Origin of the sequence: Roseovarius lutimaris, from assembly GCF_900115165.1 — a bacterium.
Taxonomy (GTDB): domain Bacteria; phylum Pseudomonadota; class Alphaproteobacteria; order Rhodobacterales; family Rhodobacteraceae; genus Roseovarius; species Roseovarius lutimaris.
In genome coordinates, this window is sequence record NZ_FOVP01000015.1 from 97,143 (window position 1) to 111,443 (window position 14,301).

Consider the following 14,301-nt stretch of genomic DNA (forward strand, 5'->3'; position numbering starts at 1 on the left):
AGCCTTTTGCGCATCACGCGCCGCGCGGCGAGGCCAATAACCACAGGCCAAAGACGGTATAGAGCACCATGAACAACGCCAATGGGGCCTGTCCCAGAACCGCGCGCCGGGTGCTGTGAATGTGCTGCATCGCCACGGCGTGGGCCAGAAGGATGGCAATCACATGCCCCGCCACCACCGTGCCCGCCTGCGCCAGCCAGATCATTTTGACCGTGTCGGGCGTGTTCAAGAACCCGGTGGTCACATGGTAATCGGCAAGGCCCAACAGATCAGCCCCCCGCCCCAGCGGATCGTTGAGCGCCTTGAGTACATATTGCCCATCCACCAGCAAAGAGGTCAGGTAATGCGCAATATGATAGGCCAGTGCAATCGGCAGGATCGTCGGCGCATAGCGGCAAAACACGCGCGCCAGCGGCTCTGTCCCCCCGGCAATCCGCTCGCCAAGCCACAAACAGCCGGTGAACCCCGCAATCAGCGCGGCGTTGGCCACCAGAAGCCCGACCAGATTGGGGACAATCACCGCAGAGCGCCCCGGAAATTCAAGCGGATTGATCCCAAGAATACCCATCCACCAGAATGTTTCGTTCAGCCCGTCAAAGCTGCCGCTGCCAAGCATCAAAAGGATGAACACCGCTAGCCCAAGCCCCTCCTTCGGCCCGCAAAGCACCTTCCAGCCCGGGACTCCAATCGCAAGCCGCCCGCGCGCGCGGCCCAGAAGCGACATGCGCCCATAGGCCCGCATCAGAACGGTCAGCGGCTCGGCCCGTACCATCCAGGCCGGTCCGAATACCAACAGGCCCGCCAGCGTGACATACCAGTAAAGCCCGACGATCACCGCAAGTCGCCCCGGATCTGCCGGGGCCGGATCGGCCAGCAAAAACCCGGCATAGGCCAGAAAAACCACCACCCCCGGCCAAACCCCAAGCCTGCGCGGATAGCGCAACGGCGCGCGCATCCCCGTCAGACGCCCGATCATCGCCGCCGGTCCGGTCCATGGATTGCTCCAGCGCCAGTGATTGCAGATCAGACCCTGCGCCGAGACCATCGCGATCCACCAGACCACCCAGACAAAAAGCGGCATCGGATTGACCAGCGGATCGCGTGACCCGTTCAACCCGCGCCAGACCAGCACGCCAAGGCTCAGCGCCGCCAAAACGCTTATCAGATGGCGCAGGGTCACGCCGCGCGTTGCCAACACCGCGACGGGCCGGAACAAGGCCGCCGCCAATCCGCCGGGCAAGAGCGCCAAAAGCACGATCGTCACCGCCACGGTGGCACCACCGGCCGCGATATAGGCATCCGTTGGCAAAAGCAGGACAAACCCCTGCTCCGAGGCATGCGCCCAAAGCGTGCCTGCCGTCAGCACCACCAATACCCCGCTCAGGGCGATCACCCGCATGTCTTGCCCCTTTTCGTCACTACCCAGGCAATCCTATAGACCGGGCAAGCGCAAGAAAGGGCCAAATCACCGCAGGCACACCAAAACAAAACCCCCGGCAGTGCCTGCCGGAGGTTTCAAATTGCAATATTCCGAACGGGATCACCCGACGTTGCGGGCACCCGGATCGCGATAGTCGGTCTCATTGGTGACAGAGAACCGTCCGCCTGACAGCTTTTGCAGCTTGCCCTGACGCAACAGCTGGCCAAAAGAGCGCAGGCCGTCTTCGCGTGAAAAGCTTTCCTGTTCGACCTCTTTCAACTTGCCCATAAGCATCGGGCGCGAGAATTGCGGGCGACCTTCGACATCGGCAAGATAGGCCGCCGCTGCTTCAAGCAACTCAGGAAGCTGGCTTGCGCCCATTTCCTCTGCAAAGGCGCTAAATCCGCCATCGCTGTCATCGCTGGCAACATCGGGTGCGATGTCAGTGGTCGAGACACGGCGCGGGCGAATCGGCTCGCGCGGCGTATCAATCCGCTGTTCCGCAACCAGCTTGAGCGGCGCAGGGCGTGCTTCCTCGGGGCGGGCAGAGCGCCCGGCATCCGACACCACTTGCGGGCGACGCGGGCGCACAACACTGGCCAGATCGTCGCGATAGGCCGTGTCGTCGACACCGCGGCCCAGTTTTGCGCCCGCATCGGTTTCGGCGCGGGTTGCGGCAACAGCGGCGCGCAAATGCTGGATCGCATTACGACGCTGGCTTGACGCGGGTGCATCGAGCTGATTGTCCGTTTCGTCAAAAATCCGCGTCAGATCCGAAGGTTTTTCGACATTCTCAAGCCTGCGCCGACCCTGTTGCGGCTCTTCTTCCAGGTTCTCTTCAGGCTCGGATTCGACGGCGGCTTCTTCTTCAGGCGCCCTGTCATCCTCGGCATCGCCAGCATTCGCCTGCACTGCCTCTTCATGATCATCGGCCTCGTCACCAACATCGGCAAAATCTTCGCCAAGGGCGTTTTCAAACTCAGCTTCAACCTCGGCCAATTCGCGCTGAAGCTCGGCCTCTTCCTCGGGGCTCAGGAACGATTCGCCCTCTTCAAAGAGGTTGCTTTCGCTTGCGTCCGATGCGTCGCCGTCATCGTCTTCCTGGAAAAGCCCACTTGCCACAGCCGCTTCAAATTCGGTGCGCTTGATCTTGATCACCCGCGCATGTGTCACCGTTGGCTCGTCTTTTGCACTGGCGGCCACAGATAGATCGGCCTCCGGCGCGGGGATCTCTTCGATCTCGGCGGTCTCTTCGGCTTCTGGTTCGGCCTCTGCTGTTTCTGCGGGCATGGCATCGGCCAGCAAACTGGCGAGCGTATCCTCGAACGCGTTGTCATCGTCGGATTCGGCTGGGGGTTCGGCGGCGACATCGGCTTGCGACGTCTCTTGCGCCTCATCCTCTTGTGGCGCGCCTTGCTCTTCGCCCGCCTCATCGGTGGCGTCATCCGCATTCGCACGGGCCATGATCGCGGCCAGCTCATCATCGTCTACCTCGACCATGGAATAGCTGTCGTCAGGGCTTTGCGCCTCGTCTTCTTCGGCCAGGGCCGCATTCAGATCGGCGGCGGTTGTGTCGATAAAGTCCTGTGCGTGCTCGTCTTCATTATATTCATCCGCGCCAAAGCTCTGATCGTCGTTAGAAACGACGGAGCGGATCCGGCTAAGCTTGGCGGCGATGCTTTCACTGTCGCGCGGCTCTTGCACCGGCACCGGCTTCGGATCTGGCGCGACCTCTTCGGCCTCAACCTCGGCCAAGGCAGGTTTTTCCTCTTCAACAGGCTCAGTCTCGGCCTGATCTTCGTCAACAGCCTCCGGCTCGGCAACCGCCTCTTCTTCCAGACCCTCGGGCACCTCAACGGCGGCGGGCGCGGCCATCTCTTGGGGGATGTCTTTGGAAACCTCGCCTTCGTCCGCGTTCGCTTCGGGGGCCGTTTGGTCGACCTCGGGCCGTGGTTCAGGCTCGGGAACCGGGGCTTTTTCCTCGGGCGTGTCGGTCACGGCAACCGCCTGCGACAGCTCGGCGTCGGCCCGCAGCACGATCTTGCCGCGCTCCTCATGCGCCTCGACGCGCCGTGCGATTTCCCGCTCGGCGATCCGCGCCAGCATCTCGGCATCCGGGGTTGGCGGTTCGGCACCGAAATATCGGTCATCCCCCGCCAGATCGCGGAAATATTCCGCAATCGCTTTCATTGTATCAAATGAATCCTCAAAACCTTCCAGCGTGCACGAGAACGTGCCGTAGGAGACTGTTAGAATCTTGCTTGAACCAACCATATTAATTGCTCGCTTTGCTTGCCTGCAAAGATAGGGTTTACCATGACACCCAAGACCAAAGACGCCCGATTCCTAGATTTTTACCGTATCATTTCATGGTCAGAATGTGACATCTGGTCTTTAGGCGCAACGATAAGGTGATAATTCGATGATTGTTCGCGAAAATGAACCAATCACCCTGATCGGCGGGGCGGCAGTCACGTTAACCCTTTTGGCCCGCGCCCGCGCACTTGCCCCGATTGTGGTTGCTGCGGATGGCGGCGCGGATGCCGCCCTTGCCCATGATATCATGCCACAGGCGGTGATCGGCGACTTTGACAGCATTTCCGAAGCCGCGCGCGCCCGCATCCCCGGCACCGCGCAACACCCCATTGCCGATCAGGACAGCACCGATTTTGACAAATGCCTTGGCAATATCGCAAGCCCGCTGATCATCGGCATCGGGTTTTCCGGGGATCGCCTTGATCATCAGCTTGCCGCCTATAACACCCTTGTGCGTCACCCTTGGCAACGCTGCATTCTGCTTGGCCGCGAGGAGCTGGTATTTCTGGCGCCGCCGTCGATTGACATCAACCTTGAGGCCGACTGCCCGGTTTCGCTTTTCCCGATGGGCGCGGTCGAGGGCATCTCCGACGGGCTTGCCTATCCGATCGGCGGGCTGAACTTTGCCCCGGACGGGCGAATCGGCACCTCGAATACCGCGCTTGGGCCGGTGCATCTGTCGCTGACCGCGCCCAAGATGCTTGTGATCCTGCCGCAATCCACTCTAGAGGAAGCCGCCCGCGCCCTAATCGCCAGCAACGCTCGCTGGCCCGGCCCCTGAGCCCGCGAGATTGCACAGGCCCGCGCGTGCGTTAGATTGAGGAAACCACAGGCAGGACAGATAGAGCATGGCCCCGCTAAAACTTATCGGCACCTGGATTGACGCTGTTGTCTTTGATCTTGGGCGGCAGATGCGCTGGACCTTCCTGCCGCCGCTGATGATCTATTTCGCCGCCGGATTTTCCGGGCTGACGATGATTGTCGGCACCTTCTTTGTGAAGGAATACCTTGATCTCTCGGCGGCCTATCTTGCCGGGCTTGCCTTTTGGGCGGGCCTGCCCTGGGCGCTCAAGATGCCGCTGGGGCATCTGGTTGACATTTTCTGGCGCTGGAAATGGCTTTTGGTCTATCTCGGCGCAGGCTTGATCGGATTGTCGGTCTTTATCATGTACCTCGTGCTGACCCAGCCCGAGATCATGCGCGCCGTCATGCCGACAAGTGCGTGGTACGTCACCTCATACCTTCTGGCGCCAAGCGGGCTTGTCATTCAGGACGCGGTGGCCGACGCCATGTCGGTCGAGGCGGTGCCCCGCTTTGACGCCAATGGCGACGCGATCCCGCTTGAAGACGCGCGCGCGATGCACACCACCATGCAGACGCTTGGCCGCTTTGCGCTTATTTCCGGCACGGTCGCGGTGGCGGTGCTTAACATCTACATGTTTTCCGGGATCGAGGCGCTGGACGCTGCCGCGAAATCCGCAACCTATGCCGACATCTATCTTGCGGCGCTCTTGATCCCGCTGGTGTCTGTCTCGGGCGTGGTTTTGGCCGCGGTTCAGAAAATCCGCCTGCGCCGCAATCTGTTGCGCCGGGGCCTGAGCGACGCCGAGGCCGACACCCTGTTTGAACGCCCGGACGAGAAAACCACCCCGAACCCGTGGTACTTCATCGGCGGCGCAGGGTTTGTCGCGCTGTCGCTGAGCATCGGCCTTGGCAATGTGCCCTATGGCCAGGAAATCATCTTTGCCGGATCAATGGCGATTGTGCTTTTGCTCATGCGTCAGCTGGTGTCGGTGCTTGATCCGGCATCGGCGCGCGCCCTGATCGGCACCGCCATCGTGATCTTCATCTTTCGCGCCACGCCGCGACCCGGCGACGGGCTTACCTGGTTCGAGATTGACGTGCTGAAATTCGATCAACAATTCTTGTCGATCCTGTCACTGATCACCTCGGTTCTGACACTGGTCGGGATGGTGGTGTTGCGCCCGCTGATGGCCAACCGGCCGATTGTCTATATCGTCGTGCTTCTGACGCTGGCGGCGGGGCTTTTGTCGCTCCCCAATATCGGGCTTTACTATGGGATTCAGAACATCACCGCCGCGATGACGGGGGGCGTGGTCGATGCCCGCTTTATCGCCATTCTCGACACCGCCATTGAATCGCCGCTGGGACAAATCGCGATGATCCCGATGCTGGCCTGGATCGCGCGCAATGCGCCCCCGAACCTCAAGGCGACGTTCTTTGCGGTGATGGCATCGTTCACCAATCTGGCGCTGTCGGCAAGCTCGCTGTTTACCAAATACCTCAACGAGGTGTTCCTGATCACCCGCGAGGTCACCGATCCGGTCACCGGCGCGGTGACAACACCCGCCGATTACAGCGATCTGGGGGTTCTTCTTATCCTGGTTACGGCCCTCACGGTGGGCGTGCCGCTGATCGCGGTGGCGCTTGTGCAAAACTCACGCTTGCGTACCCCGGACTGAGCGCAACCCAGAGTTGCAAGAAACGCGTGGATCCGCTCAAATCGCGGCACATTAACAGAATGCCAGTAGATTACAGCGCATAAACCGGCCTATCCTAAAGGTTAGTAAAACCCGGTTCCGTATTTCATGTATTCGTCAGGCACCTCATGATCAAGACGCGCTGTTACAGCCGCCAGATCGACGGCCTTCGCAGTGCCGATGCTTCGTCCGTTACCGAAATTGGCCTGCGCTTTGCTATTATTGCCGCGACAAGCCTGATCCTTTGGATCAAGACCGAAAACCCGGTCATGCTGATCTGGGGGTTTGGCTATATCGGCATGAGCGGGGCTTATATCCTTGCCCTCGCCTCACGACGCCTTTCAGGAAGCTTGCGCACCTATGCGGCTTTCCTGTGTGTGAGCGTGCTGCTGTCCGGCTGGTACGTGGTGATGATGATCTATCTGATCACCCTCGACAACAGGGTTTACGAATTCTTCGGGATCTGTGGCATCATCGGGCTTGGGCTGTATTGCCTTAGCCGCCACAGCGAGCTTACATTGCTGGCGATTTGTGACAATGTGCTTGTTTCCCTGAGCATCCTTGCGGCGGTTCTGGCCTATTTCGGCAAATCCGGCACGCCCTCGGAAATGATCGCCATCGCCTTTGCAGGGCTCGCCATCAACGCCTATTACTCTCTCAACTTCTTTGAGATGATGCGCACCCGCGCCAGGCTTCGCCTCGCGCAAGAGGCCGAGGCCGAAGCGCAAAAGATGCGCGCGGTTGGTCAACTGACCAGCGGCATCGCCCATGACTTCAACAATATCCTGACCGTGATCCGCGGCAATCTTGACCTTCTGACCGCGCTGCCAGAGGCCGAAGACCGCGATGTCATGCTGAACGAGGCGCGCAATTCGGTTGACCGGGCCGCGCATCTGGTGCGTCAGCTTCTGGCCTTTTCGCGCAAATCCCAGATGATGCGCAGCGATCTTGAGCTTGGCAGCTTCCTGACCGAATTCCGCGCGTCCCTGCAAAGCCTTTTGCCCGACAGCATTTCGATTGCGTTCACCATTCCGCGTGACGACATGATGATCAGGACGGATCGCCACCTGCTTGAGGCCGCCTTGCTGAATTGTGCGCTGAATGCCCGCGATGCGATGATGCCGACGGGTGGTACGATACGCCTGCGCGCCACGCCATCTGCGACAGCCGGCGAGGTTGCCATCCTGATCGAAGATACCGGCCCTGGCCTGCACGAGGATATGATAAGCCGCGTGACCGAACCGTTTTTCACCACCAAACCGGTCGGCGAAGGGCCGGGTCTTGGGTTGTCGATGGTGAAAGGGTTTGCCGAACAATCCGGTGGGCGGCTAAAGCTTTGCAATCTGCCGCAGGGCGGGCTTCAGGTGGCGCTGGTCCTGCCGCTGGCCTAGCGGTTGCTGCCTTCACCAGTCATCCCCTGCTCCAGCACCGGATAGCGCAGCCCAAGTGTGACGCCGCGCGCGACAAAGCTTATCAAAAGCGCAAGCCACAGCCCGTGATTGCCCAGCACCGGCAAGAGCACGACGACCGCAATGCCATAGATTGCAAGGCTGACCGCCATCATGTTGCGCATGTCGCGGCTGCGCGTGGCGCCGATGAATACCCCATCGAGCATATAGGCCGCCAGTCCCAGAACCGGCGCCAACACCATGTAGACAAGATAGATGCGCGCCGTTTCCTGCACCGCCGGGGCCTTGGCCATCACATCAATGATCATTCCGCCAAAGACCGCAAAGCCAATCGCGAGGGCGACACAGACCACCAGCCCCCATTGGCTTGCCATGATCGCGGAGCGCCGCAATACCGCACGGTTGCGCGCGCCGTAAGCCTGCCCCACCAACGCCTCGGCGGAAAAGGCAAAGCCGTCGAGCGCATGGGCGGTGATGCTCAGGAACTGCAACAACACCTGATTGGCCGCCAGCGTCACATCGCCAAAGCCGCTTCCCATGAACAGGAAGGACACGAAAATCACCTGCAACATCAAGGACCGCAAAAGGATGTCGCTATTGACCGCCGCCATGTTGCGCAGGCGTTCGCCATCAAACACCCGTGGCCAATCGCGCCATGCGGGAACCGCAAACGCATCGCGGCAAAACCAGAAGCCAAGCGCAAGGCCGCTCCATTCCGCGATCACCGTGGCGCGCGCGACACCGGCCACCCCCCAGTCGAGGCCAAGCACGAACCACAGGTCAAGCAGGATATTCGCGCCATTCATCAGTACCTGAATGAACAGCACGGCGCGCGTGCGCTCCTGCGCGATAAGCCAGCCGGTCATGCCGAAAAGGGCAATCATCGCAGGCGCGCTCCAGACCCGGATCGCAAGATAGTCGCGCGCCATCGCCTCGACTTCGGCACTGGCCGGGGAAAGCTGAAACGCACCCCAGAAAATCGGCACCTGAAGCGCGATAAGCGCGAGGCCCCCGGCAAAGCCGATCATCAGGGCGCGGGTCAAAAGCGCGGCAACCTCGCCCACCTGCCCGGCGCCATGCGCCTGACTTGTCAGGCCGGTGGTGCCCATCCGCAGAAAGCCGAAGATCCAGTAGATGCCGGTCAGGATCACCGCGCCGATGCCAACCGCGCCAATCGGCGCCGCCAGCCCAAGCTGTCCCACCACGCCGGTATCGACCGCGCCCAAAATCGGCACTGTCGCATTGGATATCACAATCGGAAGCGCGATCCTGAGAACCCGCCTGTGGGTCATTGACACGGCTGTGTCAGCCATCCCGACGCGGCATCAGGAAATGCCCCGTTGCCTGTGCAAAGGGCCGCCCGCGATTGTCCTGCCAGGCCTCGACATGCACAGACGCATAGCGTCGCCCCGAGCGGTTGATCTGTGCCCGCGCATAGGCATCGCGCGGCAGACCAGAGCGCAGGTAATCCACCGTGAAATCAATCGTCTTGGGCAGGCGCGGAAGATCGCCCCCGACCAGTGTCTCGGCATCGAACGCCCCGCGCTCGATCTCTTCCCAGAGCGTGCCCCAGCTTAGCCCGATGATCGCCGTGATCTCAAGGAAGGCCGCCGTCGCGCCGCCATGCAGGGCCGGCAAAAGCGGGTTGCCGATCAGCTTGTCCTGGAACGGCATGATCGCGGTCAACTCATCACCGCGCCGGTCAAACTGAACCCCCAGAAAGCGGATATAGGGCACGCCATCTACCAGCGCCTTGAGCGCCGCATCGCGGCGTTGCTTGACCACCTGCACGGGTTCGGGACGGGGCCGCGCCATTATTTGCCCTCCACGGTAAAGGTGCCGGTCGCGGTCGCCACCGGGCGGGCGTCGTCGTCATCCATTGCGCGGGCCCGCACAAAGGCCACCGAGCGGGTGATGTGATAGCATTCGGCATGCGCCCTGATCTTTTGCCCCGGCGTGGCCGGGCGCATATAGTCAATCCGCAAATCAATCGTCGCGGTGCCGCCGGGCGACGAGGGATGGCTCATCGCGGCCGCGCCACAGCAGGTATCCATAAGCGCCGACACCGCCCCGCCGTGGATCACCCCGGTTTCGGGATCGCCGACAAAGCGCTCATCGTAATCCATTTCGATTTCCGCCATGCCCTCACCCATATGACGTAACCGCATCCCAAGCGCGCGCGCATGCGGCAGCGCCTCCATGAACTGTTTGGCGATCTTGTTGATATCAACACTCATCTCTGGCCCTCTGGGATGCTCTTGCGCCCTTTATGGGCCTTAATCCGCAAGACCTGCAAGGGCGGCGGTTGCGCTTGGCCCGGCTTGATCCTAACCTTGGCGCGAGAGGGGGCTTTACGATGACGGAAAAACGACTGTCCTTCAAGGAAATGTGCGCGACCTACGAGGTGACCCCGCGCACCCTGCGCTATTACGAGTATATCGAATTGCTTCAACCAACGCGCGAAGGCCGGTCGCGTTTTTACGGCCCGCGTGAATGCGCCCGGATGACCCTTATCCTGCGGGGTCGCAAATTCGGCTTTGCCCTTGAAGATATCCGTCAATGGCTATCAATCTATGAAAACGACGGCACCGAGGCCCAATTGAAAAGCTGGATCGAGCTTGCCGACCGTCAGCTTGCAGAACTGGCCGAGCAGCGCGCCCAGCTTGACGAGTCGATTGCAGAGCTGAAAAAGCTGCGCGACAGCACCGCCGCCAACCTGGGCTAACGCCCGATCCGCAGTTGTGCCCGCAAGAAAATTGTCCGCCACCCCAGCTTACCTTGCTTGATCTTACGTCAACCTGAAAGTGACGCGACGTATCGGTTACGTAAACCTGCCGCGCTGTTGTAACCAGAACAAACGAGACCCAGATTGCCGCAAACCAGATGCGACAAAAGGCAAGCCGATGAGTGATGAAACCCTAACGATCCGCCAGATGTGCACGGCGTTCGATGTCACGCCCCGCACCCTGCGGTTCTACGAATCAAAAGAGCTGCTCTTTCCCCTGCGGATCGGGCAAAAGCGCCTGTTCACCCGCCGTGACCGCGCCCGGCTCAAGCTTATCCTGCGCGGCAAGCGCTTTGGCTTCAGCCTTGAGGAAATTCGCCAGCTGCTCGACCTCTATGACAAGGGCGATCAGCAATTCACCCAGATCAGCCGCGCCATTGATGTGGCCCGCGAACGGCTGGTCGACATGGAAAAGCAACGCGAGGAACTTGACGCCGCGATTGACGACCTTCGCGAACAGATGACCTGGGGGACGCGCATGATCGCGTCGCTCAGAACCACGAAAGACGCCGCCGAGTAACACCGCCGCGACCATAGTTTCAGGGAGAGAGACCTATGCCAAGCTACACCGCCCCCACCCGCGACACGCAATTCGTTCTGCATGATGTGCTGAATGTGTCGGCATCCGACACCCCCGGCTACGCCGAGCTTGACGCCGAGTTTACCTCGGCCGTTCTGGAAGAGGCCGGCAAGATTTCATCCGAGGTTCTGTCGCCGCTCAATCTGGTGGGCGATACCGAGGGCTGTGTTCTGGAAAACGGTGTCGTGCGCACGCCGACGGGGTTCAAGGCCGCGTTTGATCAGGTGCGCAACGGCGGCTGGACAGCGCTTGACCTGCCCGAGGAATATGGCGGCCAGAACATGCCTTATGTTCTTGGCACTGCGGTGGGCGAGATGTTCTCGGCCGCAAATCAGGCATTTACCATGTATCACGGCCTGACCCATGGCGCGGCCTCGGCCATTCTGGCGCATGGCACCGAGGCGCAAAAATCCACCTACCTGCCGCGCATGGCCACCTGCGACTGGACCGGTACGATGAACCTGACCGAGCCGCATTGCGGCACTGACCTTGGCCTGATGCGCACCAAGGCCGAGCCGCAGGACGATGGCAGCTTCAAGCTGACCGGTCAGAAAATCTTTATCTCGGCCGGCGAACATGACATGGCCGAAAACATCATCCACCTGGTGCTGGCCAAGATCCCCGGCGGGCCGGAAGGCATCAAGGGTGTTTCGCTGTTCATCGTGCCCAAATTCATCGTCAAGGACGATGGCAGCCTTGGCGATCGCAACGGTGTGACCTGCGGCAAGATCGAAGAGAAAATGGGCATCCACGGCAACTCGACCTGCGTGATGAATTATGACGGCGCGACCGGCTATCTTTTGGGCGAAGAGCATAAGGGCATGCGCGCCATGTTCACCATGATGAACGAGGCCCGGATCGGCGTTGGCATGCAGGGGCTGGCGCAGGCCGATGTGGCCTATCAGAACGCTGTCGCCTATGCCAAGGACCGCCTTCAGGGGCGCGCCGTGACCGGCGTTGAAAACCCCGATGGCCCGGCCGATCCGCTGATCGTGCACCCCGACATCCGCCGCTCGCTTCTGGACCAGAAGTCGTTCATTGAGGGTGCGCGTGCCTTCCTGCTCTGGGGCGCCCAGCTTATCGATCAGTCCCATCGCGGCGATGACGAGGCCGCCGAGGGGCTGGTCTCGCTGATGACGCCGGTGATCAAGGGCTTCCTCACCGATGAGGGCTATGACATGACCGTGCTGGCCCAGCAGGTTTACGGCGGACATGGCTATATTGAGGAATGGGGCATGTCGCAGTTCACTCGTGATGCCCGCATCGCGATGATCTATGAGGGCGCCAATGGTGTTCAGGCGCTTGATCTTGTCGGCCGCAAGCTTGCGCAGGATGGCGGCAAGCACGTGATGGCCTTCTTTGAGATGGTGAAAACCTTCATCAAGGAAAACGAGGGCCACGAGGCGCTTAAGGCCGATTTTCTTGATCCGCTGAAAGAGGCCTCAAAGCATCTTCAGGCCTCGGCGATGTATTTCATGCAAAACGGCATGAAGAACCCCAATGCCGCCCTTGCAGGATCGTATGACTTCATGCACCTTTTCGGCCATGTCTGCCTTGGGCTGATGTGGGCGCGGATGGGCAAGGCGGCCTATGCGGCGCTTGAAGGTGGGGCGTCGGATGAGGCGTTCTACAAAACCAAGCTGGCGACCGGACGGTTCTACATGAAGCGCCGCCTGCCCGCGACGTCGATGCATCTGGCGCGGATTGAATCGGGGGCCGACCCTGTGATGGAGCTTGACGCCGAACAGTTCTGAACCAGCGTGGGTTTCACCCACCCTACGGTATGATGAGAGGGATCACAGATGCCAAAACGCTTTCGCCTGACCCGACGCTTTAACGCGGCAATGACCGAAGACGGCTATCGCCGCCTGCGTAGGTTCGCCGCCGAGGCCGGGTTGGACGAGGGCGAGGCACTGTCCTTCCTCTTCGAGAATTTTGACAGCGTGATCAATGAGGATACCTTTGGTCACCGCCTGCGGGTCTTCAATTCAGAACTGGACGCGCGCAAACGCTAAGCGGGGAGGCTGGCAATGTCACACTGGATGACCGACGAGCACCAGATGCTGTCCGACATGACGGCGAAATTCATCACCGATGAATGGGGGCCGCATTTTGAACGCTGGCGCAAACAGGGCCAGATGGATCGCGAGACCTGGCAACAGGCCGGCGAGCTTGGCCTGTTGTGCCCCTCGATCCCCGAAGAGTATGGCGGCGCTGGCGGTGATTTCGGCCATGAGGCGGTGATCTGTATCGAGCAGTCACGCGCCAATCTTGCAAGCTGGGGCAATCCGATCCATTCGGGCATCGTCGCGCATTACATTCTCGCCTATGGCTCTGAGGAACAGAAAAAGCGCTGGCTGCCCAAAATGGTCTCGGGCGAGATGGTCGGCGCGCTTGCGATGACCGAACCCGCCGCCGGCTCGGATGTGCAGGGCATCAAGACCAAGGCGGTGCGCGACGGCAATGCCTATCGTCTGTCGGGGCAAAAGACCTTTATCACCAACGGACAGCACGCCGACCTGATCATCGTCGCCGCCAAAACCGACCCCAGGGCCGGCGCCAAGGGCATATCGCTGGTGGTCGTTGAAGCCGACTCCGCGCCGGGCTTTAGCCGCGGTCGCAACCTTGAAAAGGTCGGGCTGCATGCCGGGGACACCTCGGAACTGTTCTTTGACAATGTCGAAATCCCGCCCGAGAACATCCTTGGCGGTGAAGAGGGCCGTGGCTTTTACCAGATGATGCAACAGCTGCCGCAAGAGCGCCTCATCATCGCCTGCGGCGCGCAGGGCGCGCTGGAGGGGGCCGTGAGCCGTACCATCAATTATTGCAACGAACGCCAGGCTTTTGGCGGCCCGCTCACCCAGTTTCAGAACACCCGTTTCAAACTGGCGGAATGCCAGACTAAAACCGCCGTCGCCCGCGCCTTTCTTGACGACTGCATCGCCGAACACCTGCGCGGTGAGTTGGGCGTCGAAAAGGCGGCGATGGCCAAATACTGGCTGACAGATACACAATGCGAGGTGCTGGATGACTGCCTGCAATTGCATGGCGGCTATGGCTATATGGCTGAATATGACATCGCTGAAATGTGGGCCGATGCCCGCGTGCAGCGCATCTATGGCGGCACCAACGAGATCATGAAAGAACTGATCGCGCGTGGCTTTACGACGGATAAAACCGTATGAGCCTGTCCCAAGCCCTGCTGTCGGATTGCCTTCGGCGAGAGTATTTTCGCCAAGAAGAAAGGCCCAGTCCACCCCGCCCCCCGGCGCAGCACAAACCGGCGAGGG

13 protein-coding genes are annotated in these 14,301 nt (G+C 60.7%); 8 read left to right on the plus strand and 5 right to left on the minus strand.

Going from position 1 to position 14,301, the window contains the following annotated elements:
• Positions 1–13: 13 nt before the first annotated feature.
• Positions 14–1,399: a hypothetical protein gene (locus BMZ91_RS13845; RefSeq protein ID WP_092840047.1), complete on the minus strand. Its 1,386-nt coding sequence runs from the start codon at positions 1,397–1,399 to the stop codon at positions 14–16.
• Positions 1,400–1,540: 141 nt separating this feature from the next.
• The gene (locus tag BMZ91_RS13850; RefSeq protein ID WP_092840050.1) at positions 1,541–3,610 is read right to left on the minus strand and encodes a prolipoprotein diacylglyceryl transferase; all 2,070 of its coding nucleotides are present in this window, start codon (positions 3,608–3,610) and stop codon (positions 1,541–1,543) included.
• Positions 3,611–3,842: 232 nt separating this feature from the next.
• Here BMZ91_RS13850 and BMZ91_RS13855 point away from each other — a divergent pair, with 232 nt between their 5' ends.
• The 3 genes from BMZ91_RS13855 to BMZ91_RS13865 all read left to right on the plus strand — a co-directional run bounded on the left by BMZ91_RS13855 (position 3,843) and on the right by BMZ91_RS13865 (position 7,628).
• On the plus strand, positions 3,843–4,517 hold the full coding sequence (locus BMZ91_RS13855) for a thiamine diphosphokinase (RefSeq protein ID WP_092840053.1): 675 nt from the start codon (positions 3,843–3,845) through the stop codon (positions 4,515–4,517).
• Between the two features lie 67 nt (positions 4,518–4,584).
• The gene (locus BMZ91_RS13860) at positions 4,585–6,219 is read left to right on the plus strand and encodes an MFS transporter (RefSeq protein ID WP_092840057.1); all 1,635 of its coding nucleotides are present in this window, start codon (positions 4,585–4,587) and stop codon (positions 6,217–6,219) included.
• A gap of 146 nt (positions 6,220–6,365) precedes the next feature.
• Positions 6,366–7,628 carry a sensor histidine kinase gene (locus BMZ91_RS13865; protein WP_092840060.1) on the plus strand — a complete coding sequence of 421 codons (1,263 nt, stop codon included), beginning with the start codon at positions 6,366–6,368 and terminating at the stop codon, positions 7,626–7,628.
• Here the strand turns inward: BMZ91_RS13865 and BMZ91_RS13870 are convergent.
• Genes BMZ91_RS13870 through BMZ91_RS13880 form a run of 3 tightly spaced genes read right to left on the minus strand, consistent with a single transcriptional unit; the run spans position 7,625 to position 9,883 of the window.
• Positions 7,625–8,959 (minus strand): MATE family efflux transporter, encoded by a 1,335-nt coding sequence (locus tag BMZ91_RS13870; RefSeq protein ID WP_092840063.1) that lies wholly within the window; start codon positions 8,957–8,959, stop codon positions 7,625–7,627. The two genes, BMZ91_RS13865 and BMZ91_RS13870, sit on opposite strands and share 4 nt — an antisense overlap.
• The gene (locus BMZ91_RS13875) at positions 8,952–9,461 is read right to left on the minus strand and encodes a PaaI family thioesterase (protein ID WP_092840066.1); all 510 of its coding nucleotides are present in this window, start codon (positions 9,459–9,461) and stop codon (positions 8,952–8,954) included. Before BMZ91_RS13875 ends, BMZ91_RS13870 begins: the two co-directional genes overlap by 8 nt.
• Positions 9,461–9,883, minus strand: a complete 423-nt coding sequence (locus BMZ91_RS13880) for a PaaI family thioesterase (protein ID WP_092840068.1) — start codon at positions 9,881–9,883, stop codon at positions 9,461–9,463. Before BMZ91_RS13880 ends, BMZ91_RS13875 begins: the two co-directional genes overlap by 1 nt.
• Positions 9,884–10,002: 119 nt before the next feature.
• Here BMZ91_RS13880 and BMZ91_RS13885 point away from each other — a divergent pair, with 119 nt between their 5' ends.
• The 5 genes from BMZ91_RS13885 (at position 10,003) to BMZ91_RS13905 (ending at position 14,196) form a co-directional block, all read left to right on the plus strand.
• Complete coding sequence (locus BMZ91_RS13885) at positions 10,003–10,371, plus strand: MerR family transcriptional regulator (RefSeq protein WP_092840166.1); 369 nt, start codon at positions 10,003–10,005, stop codon at positions 10,369–10,371.
• A 178-nt stretch (positions 10,372–10,549) separates the two neighbouring features.
• A complete protein-coding gene (locus BMZ91_RS13890; RefSeq protein WP_092840071.1) occupies positions 10,550–10,951 on the plus strand; it encodes a MerR family transcriptional regulator in 402 nt (133 codons plus the stop codon).
• Positions 10,952–10,986: 35 nt separating this feature from the next.
• Entirely contained in the window at positions 10,987–12,765 is a 1,779-nt protein-coding gene (locus tag BMZ91_RS13895) for an acyl-CoA dehydrogenase C-terminal domain-containing protein (RefSeq protein ID WP_092840074.1), read from the plus strand.
• A gap of 48 nt (positions 12,766–12,813) precedes the next feature.
• Positions 12,814–13,026 (plus strand): hypothetical protein, encoded by a 213-nt coding sequence (locus BMZ91_RS13900; RefSeq protein ID WP_092840077.1) that lies wholly within the window; start codon positions 12,814–12,816, stop codon positions 13,024–13,026.
• A gap of 15 nt (positions 13,027–13,041) precedes the next feature.
• A complete protein-coding gene (locus tag BMZ91_RS13905) occupies positions 13,042–14,196 on the plus strand; it encodes an acyl-CoA dehydrogenase family protein (RefSeq protein ID WP_092840080.1) in 1,155 nt (384 codons plus the stop codon).
• Positions 14,197–14,301 lie beyond the last annotated feature (105 nt).